Genomic DNA, 15,679 nt, shown 5'->3' with positions numbered 1-15,679 from the left:
TGGTGCCCGGCACCGGGCTCAGACCGGGACGTTGAACCCCAGCAGGGCAGCGGATCGACCGTCGTCGGCGAGCTCGAGGGTCGTCACCGCGACGTTGCGCACCCGCGGCATGACCGTGCGATACCGGTTCGGATCGATGCCCACCAGCGTGCACAGCACGAGGCGCAGCAGCGTCGAGTGCATGACGACCAGCGCGGGCGTCTCGGACTGCGATGCCAAGGAGCGCAGCTCGGGCAGCGCGCGCTCGACGGCTGCCCGGCCGGCCTCGCCACCGGGCAACGGCGACTCGGCGGGACGCTCCAGGAAGCGGGCGAGGTCGTCGGGGAACCGCTCGGCCATCTCGGTCCGGGTCAGGCCCTCGCCCTGTCCGAAGTCGACCTCGCGCAACGCGGGGCGCACGTGAAGCTCCAGCCCCAGCGCCTCGGCCGCGGGGGTCGCCGTCACGACGGCGCGGCTCAGGTCCGAGCTGTGCACGGTGAGGGGTCCGTGGGCGGCGGCCCAGGCGCCCAGCGCGCGGGCCTGTTCCATCCCGCGCTCGGTGAGGCCGACGTCGGAGGAGCCGGCGTACCGGTTCTCCGCGTGCCACACCGTCTCGCCGTGCCGCGCCAGGTGGATCACCGAGGTCATGCCAGCCATCCTCGGGCACGCCAGGCGTCGGCCAGTCGGCCGTGCACCTGCAGCAGTCGCTCGGACGACTCCGGTCGCGGCTCGACGACCGCCGCGACTCCGGACATCCGGCGGACCAGCGCGGTCCAGTCGGACTCGGTCTCGGCGCCGACGATCGACGACGCCGCCAGGATCGCCGCGCCCACCGCCGGCTCGGCCGAGCGGGGGATCGTGACCGGACGCTCGAGCAGATCGGCGCGCACCTGGTTCCACAGGTCGCTGCGGGTGCCACCGCCCGAGGTGCTGTACCGGCCGTCGACCGATCCGCCGGCGGAGGCCAGCACGTCCAGGCACGTCCGCTCGAGCGCGGCCACGCCGACGATCACCGAGAGGTACGCGTCGGCTCCGTAGCCGAGGACGGAGAGCTCGCGCTCGACGCCGTCGACCAGCGCGAAGCCCTGGGCGTCGGGGCGCACGAACGGGAACCGCTCGCCGGTGCCCGTCAGCGGGTAGGCCGGCACGACGGCCGCGCCCTTGTCCCAGAGCTGCTGCGCCTGCGCCGTGAGGCCGGCCAGGTCGGCACCGGGCAGGAGCGCGGCCAGCGCACCCGCGCCGACGCTCGACGCGCCACCGGGCAGCCACCGGCCCGGGACGGGCGAGCGGTGCGAGTAGACCGCGCCACCGTCGTCCTTCAGCGGCGTCGCGGTCACACCCTTGAGCACGAGGGTCGTGCCGATGACGCAGTGCCAGTCGCCCTCACCGATCGCACCGGCGCCCAGCTGCGAGGCACAGCCGTCGGTCATGCCGCCCACGACGGGCGTGCCCGCCGCGATGCCGGTGCGCTCGGCCCAGTCCGCCCCGACAGCGCCCAGCGGCGCACCGGGCGCCACGACCTCGGGGAGGGTGCCCGGGTCGACGCCCAGCCCGGAGAGGACGTCGGTGGGCCAGGCCAGCTCGAGCAGGTCATAGCCGCTCTTGAGCGCGCTGCTCCAGTCGGTCGCGACCGGGCCGCCGCACATGGCCGCGGCCACGACGTCCGGCTGGTGGGCGAAGCGGTGTCCCGCGGGCAGCCCCTGGCGCGCCGCGTGGACGATCGTCGTGACGCCCCAGCTGGGCTGGATGCGGTAGCCGAGCCGGTCCCAGCGGGCGGGGTCGGCGGCGGCCACCTCGGCCGCCTCGGCCGCGGCGCGGGCGTCGTCGTACATGATCGCCGGCCCGACGGGGCGGCCCGCGGCATCGACCTCGATCACGGTGCCGGAGGTGCCGCACAGGGACACCGCGGCGATGGCGGCCCGCTGGGCGGCGTCGAGCCGGCCCACCGCGTCGGCGGTCGCGGCGACCGTCGCGGCCAGCCACTCCTGCGGGTCCTGCTCGTGGCGGACCCCGTCGCGGGTGCTGGTCAGCGGTCGCGCCGCCTCGGCCAGGACCCGGCCGTCGAGATCGACGGCGAGGACCTTGACGCTCTGCGTCCCCAGGTCCACGCCGATGCTGACGGGGCTCGCGCCACCGGAACTGCTCATGCGGTCCACCTCTGTCGTGCTTCGCGGACGTCCGCCAGGTAGCGGGCGTATCCGGCTTCGTACTGGTCGCGCAGGTCGTACTGCGGGGCGATCACCTGGCGGTCGGCCGCCCAGGCGTCCTCGTCGACGGGGGCGCCGAGCGCCGCCCAGGCGACCGCTGCCGCTCCGCGTGCGCCGACGAACGGCTCGTGCGGAACGTGCAGGGCCTGGCCGGTGGCGTCGGCGATCAGCTGCGCGAAGGCGGCGGTGCCCAGTCCGCCGCCGCATCCCGAGAGCTCGCCGGACAGGCCGGCGGCCTCGAGGCAGTGCCGGGCGGCGTAGGCGACCGACTCGCACATCGCCCGGACCACGTCGGCCGGTCCGTTCGCGAGCGTCATGCCGAGGAGCTGGCCGGTGGCCCGCGGCTCGACGAACGGTGCGCGCTCGCCCGCACCGGACACGAACGGCAGGGCACGGACCCCCGAGGCCCCCGGGGCCGACTCCTCCAGGAATCCCTGCAGGTCGGCGGTTCCGGCCCCCACGAGGGAGAGCGCGTGCGCGATCGCGGCGGTGCCGGCCATCGAGGGCATCGTGCGCAGGTACAGGTCGGGGTCGGGCGTGCACAGCCACATGCCGGCCGGCTCGGTCGCCGGATCGATCGTGGCGTCGGTGGTCAGCGCCTGGCAGGACAGGGTCGTGCCCACGACGACGGTGCCCTGGCCCGCGCGCCGGGCGCCGGCGCCGATGCCGCAGGTCATCACGTCGTAGGGGCCGGCCGTGACCGGCAGACCCTCGGGCAGGCCGAGCAGCCCGGCGCCGGTGGCGTCGAGCGCGAACACGGCGTGCGGTTCGGCCGGATCCGCCAGCAGGCGCCGCCAGTCCGCGACACCGCACGCGGCCAGGGCCTCGTCGACGTACCCCCGGGTCCGCACGTCGAGGAAGGGCAGCGACGCATCCGACGCGTCGACCGTGATCACGCCGGTCAGTCGCTGCAGGACGGCGTCGATGCAGTACCCGGCGACCGCCGAGCGCTCCAGGACCTCCGGCTCGTGCTCGGCCAGGTGGGCGAGCAGCGCGGCGTGCGACCCCGGGAAGACGCCGGATCCGGTGAGGGCGTGGACCCGGTCGAGCACGCCGTCCGCGCGCCACCGGGCGACGCGGTCGGCCGCCCGGCCGTCCATCCAGGAGATCGCGCGTCGGGTGGGGCGGCCCTGCTCGTCGCGCAGCCACAGGCCGTCGCCCTGGCCGGTCAGCGCGATGGCATCGATCGGCTCGTCGGTGCCGTCCATGACGGCGCGCACGACGGTGACCACCGAGGCCACGACGTCGTCGAGGTCCTGCTCGACCACGCCGCCGGGGCCGCGCAGCAGCTCGGACGGACGGCTCGCGGACCGCACGCTGCGACCGTCACGACCGATCAGCGCGGCCTTCGTGACCGACGTGCCGATGTCGACGCCGAGGATCATCCCCGCAGCACCTCGGGGTTGCACACGTACCGCAGCTCGCCGCCGGTCAGGTACGTGGCGACCTCGCCGGCGATGATCGACGCGGCGCGCTCGGCCGTCTGGCGGGTCGCGCCCGCGAGGTGCGGCGACAGCACGACGTTGGGCGCCGACAGCAGCGGCCAGTCGGCCGGCGGCGGCTCGATGTCGTAGACGTCCAGACCGAGAGCGCGCAGGTGACCGGACTCGAGCAGCTCGGGCAGCGGGGCGTAGTCGAGCAGGCCGCCGCGCGCGGTGTTGATGAGCACGGCGCCGGGACGCATCGCACGCAGGCGCGTCTCGTCCAGGATGTGCCGGGTCTCGTCGGTCAGGCGCGCGTGCAGGCTGACGATCCCGCTGCGTGCGATGAGGTCGTCCAGCTCGACCAGCTCGACGCCCTCGGTGGGAGCGGCGTAGGGGTCGTACGCGATGACGGTGGCGCCGAAGGCCCGCAGGATGCGCGCGACGATCGTGCTGATCGCGCCGAGGCCGATCAGGCCGACCGTCTCGCCGTCGAGCTCGCCGCCGGCCTCCTCCCACGAGTAGTAGTCGCCGCGCCACGTGCCGCGGGCGAGCTCGCCGTGCGCGGCGGGGATGCGGCGGCTGGCGGCCAGGATCAGGCCGATCGTGAACTCGGCGGCGGCCTGGGCGTTGCGTCCGGGCGCGTTGACCACGACGACGCCGGCGCGCGTGGCGGCCTCGAGGTCGACGTTCACCGGCCCGCCGCGGCTGACGCCGATGAGCTTGAGGTCCGGTGACGCCTCGATGATCGAGCGCGAGAACGGAGCGAGCTGCGTGACGGCGATCTCGACACCCCGGAGCGCCTCGATCATGCCCTCGACCGTGCCGGAGGCCTCGTCCACGTTCTCGACCGGGCCGAACGGCTCGTGCGGCCACTGCGAGGTCGTCGTCCGGAACTCCAGCGGGACCCCCTCACCGACTGCGGCTCGGATGGCGTCGGAGAACAGTTCCGGGCGGACGAAGCGGTCGCCCGCCGAGAGGATCGTGGTCAATGGGTTCACCTTTTCCGAGGGCGGAGCGGCACACCCCGCCGGAGATAACAAGATTGTTGTTATCTATATCACCGGGACTGTGACGATGTCACATGCCGTCTGTGACGTGCAGACGCACGTGCTCTGCCATCGTCTCGCGCATCGGTGCGGGAACGTCCGGTGTGACCACGAGATCGGAGAACTCCGAGAGCTCCGCGAACCGGTGCAGCGAGCGCCGGCCCACCTTCGAGCCGTCGATCATCAGGACGCTGCGCTCGCCGGCCTCGATCATCGCGCGCTTCATCAGCACCAGCTCCTGCTCCTGGTGGTAGGCGCGGACGTCGTCGATCGTCGAGGTCGACTGGAACGAGACGTCGACGGCGTAGGTGGCCAGGCCTGACGCATCGGGCGCGCCGATGAACGAGTCGTGGGTGCGCGAGTACGCGCCACCGAGCATGATCACCGAGACCTCGTCCTGGTCCATCAAGACCTCCAGCACCTGCCGGTAGTTGGTGATCACCGTGAGCGCACCGACGGAGGGAAGAAGTCGCGCCAGGGCCAGTGCGGTGGTCGAGTCGTCGAGCAGCACCGACATGCCCGGCTCCACGAAGCCCAGCGCCGTGCGCGCCAGCGCGTCCTTGGCCTCGACCTGGCGCTGCATCCGGAACTCCGAGCTGGACTCGAAAACGCCGGTGGGCAGCGCCGACACGCCGCCGTGCACGCGCCGGAGCAGTCCGCGTCCCGCCAGGTCGTCGAGGTCGCGGTGGATCGTCATGACGCTGACGCCCGCGTCCTCGACCAGTTCCGCGACGCTGGCGAAGCCCTGCTCGACGACGCGATCGATGATCCGCCGCTGGCGTTGGGCACGCGATGGCCGGCCTGGAGCCTGATCGGGCATGGGTGTCCTCCTCGGTTCGACACGCGACATGGTGGGGTAACAACCCACTTGACAGAGTTAACGTGTTAAATGTTACGGTCCCCGCATTCAGCGTGTGACAGCTGTCACAAGCGATGGTATAGGCACGGCTTCGGCCCGACGCCCGGTTCAGAAGAGAGAGACACATGAAGACAACGAACTTCCGCATCGCGGCAGTTGCCGCCGCGGTCCTGGCCCTGGGAACCCTGGCCGCCTGCGGCTCGGGCGATGACTCCGAGGGCAAGGACGGCGACAAGGCCTCGGGCACGATCGCGTTCCTCATGCCCGACCGCGCCTCCACGCGCTACGAGGAGCAGGACCGCCCGCTGTTCGAGAAGAAGGTCAAGGAGCTGTGCGAGGACTGCAAGGTCCTGTACCAGAACGGCGACGGCGACCCGAACAAGCAGCAGCAGCAGGCCAACTCGGCCATCGCGCAGGGCGTCGACGTCCTCGTGCTCGACGCCGTCGACACCAAGGCCGCCGCCACCATCGTGGCCAACGCCCAGGCGCAGGACATCCCGGTCATCACCTACGACCGTCCGATCACGACCAAGCCGGCCGACTTCTACGTGTCGTTCGACAACGAGGGGATCGGCAAGATGATCGCCGAGTCGCTCGTCAAGAAGCTCGACGCCGACCAGGCCGACGGCGGCCTGCTGATGGTCTACGGGTCGCCCACCGACGACGCCGCGCAGCTCATCAAGAAGGGCATGAAGGCCGGCGTCGAGGGCAGCAAGTACGAGATGCTCGCCGAGTTCGACACGCCGGACTGGAACCCGCAGAAGGCCCAGGACTGGGTCTCGGGCCAGATCACCAAGTACCGCGATGACATCGCGGGCGCGGTCGCGGCCAACGACGGCACCGGCGGCGGCACCGTCGCGGCGCTCAAGGCCGCGGGCATCGACCCGGTCCCGCCGGTCACCGGCAACGACGCCGAGGTCGCCGCGATCCAGCGGATCATCGCCGGTGAGCAGTACAACACCATCTCCAAGCCGATCAGCATCGTCGCCAGCGCCGCCGCCGAGGCCGCCGTCTCGTTCCTGAAGGGTGAGGAGCCGAAGGCCGACACCGAGCTGTTCGACACCCCGTCGCAGCTCTTCACGCCCGAGGTCGTCACGGCCGAGAACGTGAAGAAGGTCATCTTCGACAGCAAGATCTACACCGCCGACCAGGTCTGCACCGGCGCCTACGCCGCCGGCTGCAAGAAGCTCGGCATCAACTGATCACGCTCGGCCGGTCCCCGCTGCGTGCGGGGACCGGCCGTCGTCGATCCACAGGGAGAGACATGAACCAAGCCACCGAGGCGACCCCCGCGTCCGGGCGCCCCATCCTGAGCCTGCGGGCGATCAGCAAGAACTTCGGCGCGGTCGCCGCGCTCACCGACGTCGACCTCGACGTCCACGCCGGTGAGGTCGTGGCCGTGGTCGGCGACAACGGCGCCGGCAAGTCCACGCTCGTGAAGGTGTTGTCCGGCGTGCACACGGCCTCGTCCGGCACGCTCGAGTTCAACGGCCGTCAGGTCAGCATCACGAGCCCGCAGAACGCGATCGACCTCGGCATCGCGACGGTCTTCCAGGACCTCGCGCTGTGCGACAACCTCGACGTCGTCAGCAACCTCTTCCTCAACAGCGAGATCTCGCCGCTGCGCCTCGACGAGGTGCAGATGGAGGTCCGCTCGTGGGAGCTGCTGCGCCAGCTCGCGGCCAAGATCCCGTCCGTGCGGATCCCGATCGCGTCGCTGTCCGGCGGCCAGCGCCAGACCGTCGCGATCGCACGGTCGCTGCTGCTGGACCCGAAGCTCATCATCCTCGACGAGCCGACCGCCGCGCTGGGTGTCGCCCAGACCGCGGAGGTCCTCAACCTCGTCGAGCGACTGCGTGAGAACGGCCTGGCCGTGATCATGATCAGCCACAACATGGAGGACGTGCGCGCCGTCGCCGACCGCGTCGCCGTCCTGCGACTGGGTCGCAACAACGGCGTCTTCGACGCCCGTCAGGTCACGACCGAGGAACTCGTCGCGGCCATCACCGGCGCCACGGACAACGCCGTGACCCGCCGTGCCGACCGTTCCGCCTCGACCGATGAGGAGATCCGATGACCAGCCCCGAGGGCCTGAGCCCCGTCGCCGCCGACCTGCAGGACGAGCGCCTGCGCACCAGTGAAGGGTTCGGCGGCCTCGTGCGATCGGTGGGCGAGCGCATCCGTGGCGGCGATCTGGGCGTCCTGCCCGTCATCGTCGGCCTGCTCGTGATCTGGACGGTGTTCCAGTCGCTGAACTCGTCGTTCCTGTCCAGCGCGAACCTGGGCAACCTGTTGATGGAGTCGGCCGCGGTCGGCGTCATCGCGCTGGGCATCGTCTGCGTGCTGCTGGTGGGCGAGATCGACCTGTCGGTCGGCTCGGTCAGCGGTCTGTCCGCCGCCATCCTGGGCGTCTCGTTCGTCCAGAACGACTGGCCGGTCTGGGTGGCCGTGCTCGGCTCGCTCGCCGCCGGCGCGGCGATCGGCTTCGTCTACTCGATCGTCTACACGCGGTTCGGCGTGCCGTCGTTCGTCATCTCGCTGGCCGGCCTGCTGGGCTTCCTGGGCCTGCAGTTGAAGGTGCTCGGCCCCAGCGGCACGATCAACCTGCCGTTCGACTCGCCGATCGTGAAGCTCGGCCAACTGTGGTTCGTGCCGGCGACGCTGTCGTACGTCCTGGTCGTGCTGGCCGCGGCGGGCTTCTTCCTGGCCCGCTTCGGTCGCTCGCGGGCTCGCGCGAAGGCTGGCCTCTCCTCGGTCCCGGTCCTGCACCTGGCCCTGCAGGCCGGCGCGATGGCCGTCGTGCTGCTGGCGGCCGCCTGGTACATGAACCAGGCGCGCGGCATCGGCTGGATGTTCGTCCTGTTCGTCGGCCTGGTCCTCGCGCTTCACTACGCGCTCACCCGCACGCGCTGGGGCCGCTCGGTCTTCGCCGTCGGTGGCAACGAGGAGGCGGCGCGGCGCGCCGGCGTCAACGTGAACCGCGTCTACACGAGCGTCTTCATGCTGTGCTCGATGCTGGCTGCCCTCGGCGGCATCCTGGCCGCCGGTCGCCTCGCCGCCGCGGCGCAGAGCAGCGGCACCGGTGACGTGAACCTCAACGCCATCGCGGCGGCGGTCATCGGCGGCACCAGCCTGTTCGGTGGTCGCGGCTCGGCCTTCGCGGCCCTGCTGGGCATCTTGGTGATCTCGTCGATCTCCAGCGGCCTGACGCTGGTCAACCTCGACTCGTCGTGGCGGTTCATGGTGACCGGCGGCGTCCTGCTGCTGGCGGTCATCCTCGACTCGGTCGCGCGTCGGTCGCGCGTGAGTCACGGTCGGGCCTAGCAGTTCGACCTTCTCGGCCACGGCCGCGCGACCGTCTCAGGACGGCGCGCGGCCGTCGTCGTTCGTGGGCTGGTCTGAAAGCATGGAGATGTGAGTTCCACGACCCGAGTACCCGCGCGGGTGTCGGGGCCGGCGGTGATCGTCGGCGCCGGCGCCGTTGCCGCGTTCTTCGTCCTCGTCCGGGTGGCGCTGTGGTCCACCACGGGCCAGGCCGCGGACGAGGACTCGATGCTCGCGGTGACCGCGGGACGCGACGCTCGGCTGACCCTGTTGTCGATCCTCGGTCGCGTCTCGATCGGCACCGTCGCGATCCTGGCCGTCGGCTGTCTGCTGCTGGCCGCGGTGCGCCGGCACGGTCGCGCCGCGCTGGCCGCCGTCACCGTCATCGTGGGCGCCAACGTGACAACGCAGGTGCTCAAGCACGGCGTTCTGGACCGGCCGGATCTGGGTTACGGCATCCACAACTCGCTGCCGAGCGGCCACGTCACGGTCGTGGCAGCCGCCGTGGCCGCGCTGTTGATCGTCGTGCCGTCCCGGGCACGGGCCTCCGTCGCCGGGCTGGGCACCTTCGCGACGGGCCTGACCGGCCTGTCCACGATCGTCGCCGGTTGGCACCGGCCCGCCGATGTCGTCGCCGCGCTGCTCGTGACCCTCGCGTGGTGCGCCGTCGGCGTCCTCGTCCACGGCGGCCGCCGCTCGCGGGACTCCGCCGTCTTCCTGACCGCGCTCAGCGGAGCGATCGCCGCGTTGATCGGGATCGTCCTGATCGGCGTGCGCCCGGTGTCGGGACTCGAGGGCTTCCTGCAGGCGTCGCTCGTGCTCGGCGCGGTGGCCCTGGCATCGGCGTGCGTGGTCTGGCTGATGTCCTGGATCTCCCCCCAGGACCGCTGAGGGCGGAGCTCCTTGCGACGGCGAGGATGAATTTCCTTGCCATGGCGAGGAGCGAAGCGACGAGGGGCCGGCCCGGCGGAGCTCTGCGGAGCCGGAAGTGAGCGCGAAGCGAAGCGAGCGCGGCCGGCCCACTATCCGTAGGTGTCGCGCGGACCGCGGCCCTTGATCGAGCGCCGGCCCTTCTTCCAGCTCGGCGCCTGCGGACCGCGGACGTCGATCCGCAGCACCTGACCGTCTCCGAGCTCCTGGTTGAGCTTGGCCACGAGGCGCGGCGCGAGCAGCTTGAGCTCCTTCGCCCAGGCCGTCGAGTCGGCCTCCAGGTGCACGATCCCGTCGCTGAAGTGGTCGACCGTGCAGTGCTGCGCGACCTCGGGACCGACGATCGCGGCCCAGTCCGAGAAGACGCGCGACGCCGCGAGGCGGTCGTTCCAGCCCTGGTTCTTCACCATCTCGCCCAGCACGTCGCCCAGGGCGACGGCGTCCTCGCGGCCGGGGCGCCGCGCCGGACCCGTGCGGCGCATCGGACGACGGCGCCGCGACACCGGCTGGCCGCCGGTCCGGTAGGCGTCGGCGATCTCGCGCGCCAGGCGCAGGACGTCCTCGTCGTCAGCCACGCGGGGTCACGGCTCCTCGCGACACGTCGAACGACTGCCCCACGAGCTCGGCAGGGACGTCTCCCTGCACCGCGGCCGTCACCAGCACCTGCTCGGCGGAGGCGACGCGCGCGGCGAGCCGGGAGCGGCGATCGGAGTCGAGCTCGGCGAAGACGTCGTCGAGGATCAGGATCGGGTCGTCTCCCTCGTCGCGCAGCAGCGCGAACGCCGCCAGCCGGAGCGCCAGCGCGAGGGACCAGGACTCGCCGTGACTGGCGTAGCCCTTGGCGGGCAGGTCGCCGATCCCGAGCACGACGTCGTCGCGGTGCGGGCCCACGAGGCTGATGCCGCGCTCGAGCTCCTCCCGGCGGCGACGGCCGATCTCGCCGAGCAGTGCCTTGGCGATGTCGTCGGCGTCGCGCAGCTCCTCGACGCCCTCGACCGACGGCTTGTAGACCAGCGAGACGACCTGACGGTCGGCCGCGGCGCCGGCTGCCACGTCCCGGTAGGCCTCGGTGGCGTGCGGAGCCAGCGCGTCCAGCAACGCCAGCCGCGCGGCGACCAGCTGGCCACCGGTGCGCGCCAGGTTCTCGTCCCAGATGTCCAGGGTCGAGATCTCGACGTTGCTGCGACGGCCCGCGGTCTTGAGCAGGGTGTTGCGCTGCTTCAGGACGCGGTCGTAGTCGGCCTTGACGCCCGCCAGCCGGGGCGCGCGCATGACGATGAGGTGATCGAGGAAGCGCCTGCGATCAGAGGGATCTCCCTTGACCAGCGCGAGGTCCTCCGGTGAGAACAGCACGGTCCGGGCGATGCCGACGATGTCGCGGACCCGCGGCAGGGGATTGCCGTTGACCCGGGCGCGATTGGACTTGCCGGGCGTGATCTCCAGCTCGAGCAGCGCGGAGCGGTCGTCCCGCTGCAGCTGCACACGCACGATCGCCCGATCGGCGCCCGCGCGCACGAGGGGGGTGTCGGACGAGACCCGGTGCGAATCGAGCCCGGCGAGGTAGTCGACCGCCTCGACGAGGTTGGTCTTTCCCTGCCCGTTCGCCCCGATGAACGCCACCGGACCGCGCCCCAGATCGATCCCGACGGACTCATACGACCTGAAGTCGGCGAGTTCCAACCGGGTGACGTGCATGGGCTCAGCCTACGGCCGACCGGATGTGTAGCGGTGCGCACCCATTTCAGCCCGTTTCCCGGGCTGGGAGGTGGACAGCGCCACACATCCGGGTCGCGGGAGCGACGACTCAGGCCGGCGGGACGTCCGGGCTCTCCTGGGCGGCGCGCACCGCGTGGCCACCGAACTGCTGACGCATCGCGGCGACGGCCTGCATCGCGGGCGACTCGTCCTGACGGGACACGAAGCGCGCGAACAAGGAGGCGGCGATGGTCGGGGCCGGAACCGCGTTCTCGATCGCGGCCTCGACGGTCCAGCGGCCCTCGCCCGAGTCCTCGGCGTAGCCGCGGATCTGCGACAGGCCCGGGTCGTCCTCGAGCGCCTTGACCAGCAGGTCCAGCAGCCACGAGCGGACGACCGTGCCGACGCGCCAGGAGTTGAGCACCTCGGTGACGTTCTCGACCATGTCGACCTTCTCGAGCAGCTCATAGCCCTCGGCGTAGGCCTGCATCATGGCGTACTCGATGCCGTTGTGGACCATCTTGCTGAAGTGCCCGGCGCCGACCTTGCCCGCGTGGACGAAGCCGTTCTCGGCATCGGGACGCAGGGCGTCGAACGCGGGCTGCACCTTCGCCACGTCGGCGGCGTCGCCGCCGGCCATCAGCGCGTAGCCGTTCTCGAGGCCCCAGACGCCGCCGCTGACGCCGCAGTCGACGTAGCCGATGCCCTTCTCGGCCAGCTGCGCCGCGTGGATCTCGTCGTCGGTCCAGCGCGAGTTGCCGCCGTCGACCACGACGTCGCCCTCGGACAGCAGCTCCTTGAGCTGCACGACCGTGCTGTGCGTCGGCTCACCGTGGGGGACCATCACCCAGACCACCTTCGGACTGGGCAACTGCTCGACCATCTCGGCCAGTGAGCCGACGTCACTGATCTCCGGGTCGCGGTCGTACCCGATCACGGTCAGACCGGCGTTTCGCATGCGCGTACGCATGTTCCCGCCCATCTTTCCCAGTCCGACGAGTCCGATGTGCATGGCGCCTCCCGACGTCGTTGGCGCGATTCAGTTCTGCAGGCGAACCGGCATGATCAGGTAGCGGAACGCGCCATCGGGATCCGCTCCCACCTCCGCGACTCCGGACATCGCGGCGGGCTTGGTGTGCTGGGTGAACGACAGGTGCACGACCGGCTCGGTCATGACCGACAGTCCCTCAAGCATGTAGGTCGGGTTGAAACCGATCGAGATGTCGTTGCCCTCGATGGTGGCCTCGACGCTCTCGGAGGCCTGCGCCTCGTCGCCGCTGCCGGCCTCGAGCAGGACCTGGCCCTCGGAGAACGTGAGCCGGACCGGGGTGTTGCGCTCGGCGACGAGGGCGACACGCTTGACCGCGTCGACCAGGGCGTGGGTGCTGACGTAGGCGACCGTCTCGGCCTGGGCCGTGAACAGCTGGCGGACGCGGGGGAAATCGCCCTCGAGCAGACGCGTCGTGGTGCGACGCACGCCGCCGCCGACCGTGCCCTCGAAGCCGATGAGGCCGTCACCGGTCTCGCTCGTCGAGACGGCGATCGTGATGTCGCCGCCCGCGGTCAGCGCCTTGGCGGTGTCGGACAGGACGCGCGCCGGGACGAGGGCGCGCGCCGAGATGTCGGAGGTCTCGGGGTACCAGGACAGGTCGCGCAGGCTGGCGCGGAACCGGTCGGTGGCCATCAGCGAGATCGTCGAGCCCTCGAGCTCGACGCGGATTCCGGTCAGCAGCGGCAGCATCTCGTCACGCGAGGCGGCCGCACTGGCCTGGCCCACCGCGGTGGCGAAGTCGTCGGCCTTGACCGTTCCGGTCGAGGTGGGCATCGCCGGCAGCTGGGGGTACTCGTCGACCGGCATGGTCTGCAGGCTGAAGCGCGAGCTGCCGCACGTGACCTGGACCTTCGTGCCGTCATGGACGACGTCCACCGGCTTTCCGGCGGGAAGAGCGCGCACGATCTCGGCCAGAAGACGGCCCGAGACCAGGGCCTTGCCCTCGTCGTTGACCTCCGCGGGCAGTGAGGCGCGGGTCGAGGTGTCGTAGTCGAAACCCGACAGGTGGAGCTCGTCGCCGACGGTCTCGAGCAACAGCCCGGTCAGCACCGGCACGCTCGGGCGGGTCGGCAAGCTGCGGGCGGTCCAGCCGACAGCGTCGGCAAGGGTGTCGCGATCGATGCGGAACTTCACGTTCTGGGGCCTCTCATTCGTCAGTCGAATCCTGCCACGGTGGGCGGTCATCCACACCCATGGGGCGTCGTGACTTCTACTCGGATTTGGCTCTTTGTACTTTCCGTCGTCGTAGTAGGGCCTGTGGATTCGGTGGACAACCCTTGTTTGTGCTGGTCAGCGCCGTTTTCGGCCTGTGGATGAAGTTGTGGTCGTGGCAGTGGGGGGACTCGGTCGGGCTGTGGACGAACGTTCGTGGTTCACATCGCGTTCACACCCTGGGAGCTCTGATGCACCGATTCTGGCGGTTCATCCACACGCGTGTCCCCAGGTGGGGAAGAACAAATTGCGTCAGGACTGACGCGCCTGCTGGCGGATGCGCGCCGTGAGCTCGGTGACCTGGTTGTAGACGGCGTGCTTCTCGGCCATGAGCTTGCGGATCTTGCGCTCGGCGTGCATCACCGTGGTGTGGTCGCGGCCGCCGAACTCGCTGCCGATCTGCGGCAGCGACATCTCGGTGAGCTCGCGGCACAGGTACATCGCGATCTGTCGGGCGAGCACGAGGTTGCGCGAGCGGCTCGGGCCGCACAGCTCCTCGATCGTGTACTCGGAGTACGCCGCGGTCTGCGCCATGATCATGCCGGCGGTGATCTCGGGGTCGTCGCCCTCGGCGATCAGGTCCTTGAGGACGATCTGGGCGAGCTGCAGGTCGACGGTCGTGCCGTTGAGGTTGGCGAACGCGGTGGCGCGGATGAGCGCGCCCTCCAGCTCACGGATGTTGGTCTGCACCTTGCTGGCGATGAACTCCAGCACGTCGGCCGGGGCGGTCAGCTTCTCGGTGGCGGCCTTCTTGCGCAGGATCGCGATGCGGGTCTCGAGGTCGGGCGGCAGCATCTCGGTCTGCAGGCCCCAGCTGAACCGGTTGCGCAGGCGCTCCTCCAGCGTGCGCAGCTCCGACGGCGGCCGGTCGGACGTCATGACGATCTGCTTGTTCTCGTTGTGCAGCGCGTTGAAGGTGTGGAAGAACTCCTCCTGCGTCGCGTCCTTGTTCTCGATGAACTGGATGTCGTCGACCAGGAGGACGTCGATCTCGCGGTACTTGCGGCGCAACGCGGGAGTCCGGTTCTCGCCGATCGCGTTGATGACGTCGTTCACGAACTCCTCGGAGCTGACGTAACGGACGCGCGACGAGGGGTAGAGGTTGATGACGTAGTGCCCGATGGCGTGCAACAGGTGGGTCTTACCCAGTCCGGAGTCGCCGTGGATGACCAACGGGTTGTACGCCTTGCCCGGGGCCTCGGCCGCGGCGACCGCGGCGGCGTGGGCGAAGCGGTTCGACGAGCCGATGACGAAGTTCTCGAACTGGTAGCGCGAGTTCAGTCGCGCCTCGGCGATGTTGGCGCGGTGCGACGGGCCGGGGCCGCCCTTGGAGGCGGCGGGCCGGCTGACCCAACTGGGGGTCAGGCTGTCGTCGTCCTCCTCGATCTCGTCATCCCTGTCGACAAATCGACTTGACGACTTGTCGATGTCTGTCGGCTCCTCGGCCACGGTGATCGCGGGGGAGAAGAGCTCGGGCGCGTCATCGACGACCTCGGGGTCGATCGTGACCACGAGCCGGATGTCCTCGCCGGCCTGCGTGGTGAGTGCCTGCTCCAGAGCGGGCCGGACGCGCGACTCGAGCTGCGCGCGCGAGAGGTCGTCCTGGACGGCGACGATCAGGATGCCGTTGTGCAGCGAGAGGGGCTTGGCCCCGTAGACGAAGACCTTGGCCCCTGGCGACAAGGTGGCGACCGAATCGCGCCAGACGGACTCCAAGTCCACTTCAACCTCGTCGCGCACTGCACAGCCTTCCTTCCGCCACAAAGGGCGGGTTTTCCCGGGATTTTTTCGCGGGCGGCCGAGAGCAGGGCGGGCCGCCCGAGGAGTTGTTCACACTGTTGTCCACACGTTGTGTACGAAGCGGTTCGATCTGCCGCCGTCCCTGACGCGGCGCCTGTGGATATCCTGTGACGCTAGCAGCCGGTGCCGACCGGTCACAAGCGGATCCGGAC

At 70.8% G+C, this 15,679-nt stretch carries 14 protein-coding genes; 4 read left to right on the top strand and 10 right to left on the bottom strand.

Features of this window, described 5'->3' with window-relative positions:
* Window positions 1-18 precede the first annotated feature (18 nt).
* The 5 genes from NP095_RS00070 to NP095_RS00050 all read right to left on the bottom strand — a co-directional run bounded on the left by NP095_RS00070 (window position 19) and on the right by NP095_RS00050 (window position 5,476).
* On the bottom strand, window positions 19-627 hold the full coding sequence (locus NP095_RS00070; protein WP_232418264.1) for a histidine phosphatase family protein: 609 nt from the start codon (window positions 625-627) through the stop codon (window positions 19-21).
* The gene (locus NP095_RS00065; RefSeq protein ID WP_232418265.1) at window positions 624-2,126 is read right to left on the bottom strand and encodes an FGGY-family carbohydrate kinase; all 1,503 of its coding nucleotides are present in this window, start codon (window positions 2,124-2,126) and stop codon (window positions 624-626) included. Before NP095_RS00065 ends, NP095_RS00070 begins: the two co-directional genes overlap by 4 nt.
* Window positions 2,123-3,571 carry an FGGY family carbohydrate kinase gene (locus tag NP095_RS00060; RefSeq protein WP_232418266.1) on the bottom strand — a complete coding sequence of 483 codons (1,449 nt, stop codon included), beginning with the start codon at window positions 3,569-3,571 and terminating at the stop codon, window positions 2,123-2,125. Before NP095_RS00060 ends, NP095_RS00065 begins: the two co-directional genes overlap by 4 nt.
* Window positions 3,568-4,608 (bottom strand): 2-hydroxyacid dehydrogenase, encoded by a 1,041-nt coding sequence (locus tag NP095_RS00055; RefSeq protein ID WP_232418267.1) that lies wholly within the window; start codon window positions 4,606-4,608, stop codon window positions 3,568-3,570. The genes NP095_RS00060 and NP095_RS00055 overlap by 4 nt, the downstream gene beginning before the upstream one ends.
* 79 nt (window positions 4,609-4,687) lie before the next feature.
* Window positions 4,688-5,476 carry a DeoR/GlpR family DNA-binding transcription regulator gene (locus NP095_RS00050; protein WP_232418268.1) on the bottom strand — a complete coding sequence of 263 codons (789 nt, stop codon included), beginning with the start codon at window positions 5,474-5,476 and terminating at the stop codon, window positions 4,688-4,690.
* Window positions 5,477-5,640: 164 nt separating this feature from the next.
* Between NP095_RS00050 and NP095_RS00045 the strand changes: the two genes are divergently transcribed.
* The 4 genes from NP095_RS00045 (at window position 5,641) to NP095_RS00030 (ending at window position 9,730) form a co-directional block, all read left to right on the top strand.
* Complete coding sequence (locus NP095_RS00045) at window positions 5,641-6,717, top strand: ABC transporter substrate-binding protein (protein WP_232418269.1); 1,077 nt, start codon at window positions 5,641-5,643, stop codon at window positions 6,715-6,717.
* A gap of 62 nt (window positions 6,718-6,779) precedes the next feature.
* Complete coding sequence (locus tag NP095_RS00040; protein ID WP_232418270.1) at window positions 6,780-7,592, top strand: ATP-binding cassette domain-containing protein; 813 nt, start codon at window positions 6,780-6,782, stop codon at window positions 7,590-7,592.
* Window positions 7,589-8,839, top strand: a complete 1,251-nt coding sequence (locus tag NP095_RS00035) for a sugar ABC transporter permease (RefSeq protein WP_232418271.1) — start codon at window positions 7,589-7,591, stop codon at window positions 8,837-8,839. Before NP095_RS00040 ends, NP095_RS00035 begins: the two co-directional genes overlap by 4 nt.
* 90 nt (window positions 8,840-8,929) lie before the next feature.
* A complete protein-coding gene (locus tag NP095_RS00030) occupies window positions 8,930-9,730 on the top strand; it encodes a phosphatase PAP2 family protein (protein WP_232418272.1) in 801 nt (266 codons plus the stop codon).
* Between the two features lie 131 nt (window positions 9,731-9,861).
* On the opposite strand, the gene NP095_RS00025 is transcribed toward NP095_RS00030, so the two are convergent.
* The 5 genes from NP095_RS00025 to dnaA form a co-directional block, all read right to left on the bottom strand.
* Window positions 9,862-10,344 carry a DUF721 domain-containing protein gene (locus NP095_RS00025; RefSeq protein ID WP_232418273.1) on the bottom strand — a complete coding sequence of 161 codons (483 nt, stop codon included), beginning with the start codon at window positions 10,342-10,344 and terminating at the stop codon, window positions 9,862-9,864.
* Window positions 10,337-11,464, bottom strand: coding sequence for a DNA replication/repair protein RecF (gene recF / locus NP095_RS00020; RefSeq protein ID WP_232418274.1), 1,128 nt, complete (start codon window positions 11,462-11,464; stop codon window positions 10,337-10,339). The genes NP095_RS00025 and recF overlap by 8 nt, the downstream gene beginning before the upstream one ends.
* Window positions 11,465-11,573: 109 nt before the next feature.
* Complete coding sequence (gnd, locus tag NP095_RS00015) at window positions 11,574-12,476, bottom strand: phosphogluconate dehydrogenase (NAD(+)-dependent, decarboxylating) (protein ID WP_232418275.1); 903 nt, start codon at window positions 12,474-12,476, stop codon at window positions 11,574-11,576.
* Window positions 12,477-12,503: 27 nt separating this feature from the next.
* Complete coding sequence (gene dnaN / locus NP095_RS00010) at window positions 12,504-13,649, bottom strand: DNA polymerase III subunit beta (protein ID WP_232418276.1); 1,146 nt, start codon at window positions 13,647-13,649, stop codon at window positions 12,504-12,506.
* A 330-nt stretch (window positions 13,650-13,979) separates the two neighbouring features.
* Window positions 13,980-15,449, bottom strand: a complete 1,470-nt coding sequence (gene dnaA / locus NP095_RS00005; RefSeq protein ID WP_404801100.1) for a chromosomal replication initiator protein DnaA — start codon at window positions 15,447-15,449, stop codon at window positions 13,980-13,982.
* Between the last annotated feature and the right edge of the window lie 230 nt (window positions 15,450-15,679).

It is taken from the genome of Aeromicrobium duanguangcaii (assembly GCF_024508295.1).
In the GTDB taxonomy this organism is placed as follows: Bacteria; Actinomycetota; Actinomycetes; order Propionibacteriales; family Nocardioidaceae; genus Aeromicrobium; species Aeromicrobium duanguangcaii.
Note: the sequence above shows the minus strand (reverse complement) of the source record. Positions and strands in the feature narration are given on the sequence as shown.

What these genes read in the sequence shown, in the direction of transcription:
- NP095_RS00070 (WP_232418264.1), bottom strand. Translation starts at nt 627, where the DNA reads ATGACCTCGGTGATCCACCTGGCGCGGCACGGCGAGACGGTGTGGCAC.
- NP095_RS00065 (WP_232418265.1), bottom strand. Translation starts at nt 2,126, where the DNA reads ATGAGCAGTTCCGGTGGCGCGAGCCCCGTCAGCATCGGCGTGGACCTG.
- NP095_RS00060 (WP_232418266.1), bottom strand. Translation starts at nt 3,571, where the DNA reads ATGATCCTCGGCGTCGACATCGGCACGTCGGTCACGAAGGCCGCGCTG.
- NP095_RS00050 (WP_232418268.1), bottom strand. Translation starts at nt 5,476, where the DNA reads ATGCCCGATCAGGCTCCAGGCCGGCCATCGCGTGCCCAACGCCAGCGG.
- NP095_RS00045 (WP_232418269.1), top strand. Translation starts at nt 5,641, where the DNA reads ATGAAGACAACGAACTTCCGCATCGCGGCAGTTGCCGCCGCGGTCCTG.
- NP095_RS00040 (WP_232418270.1), top strand. Translation starts at nt 6,780, where the DNA reads ATGAACCAAGCCACCGAGGCGACCCCCGCGTCCGGGCGCCCCATCCTG.
- NP095_RS00035 (WP_232418271.1), top strand. Translation starts at nt 7,589, where the DNA reads ATGACCAGCCCCGAGGGCCTGAGCCCCGTCGCCGCCGACCTGCAGGAC.
- recF (WP_232418274.1), bottom strand. Translation starts at nt 11,464, where the DNA reads ATGCACGTCACCCGGTTGGAACTCGCCGACTTCAGGTCGTATGAGTCC.
- gnd (WP_232418275.1), bottom strand. Translation starts at nt 12,476, where the DNA reads ATGCACATCGGACTCGTCGGACTGGGAAAGATGGGCGGGAACATGCGT.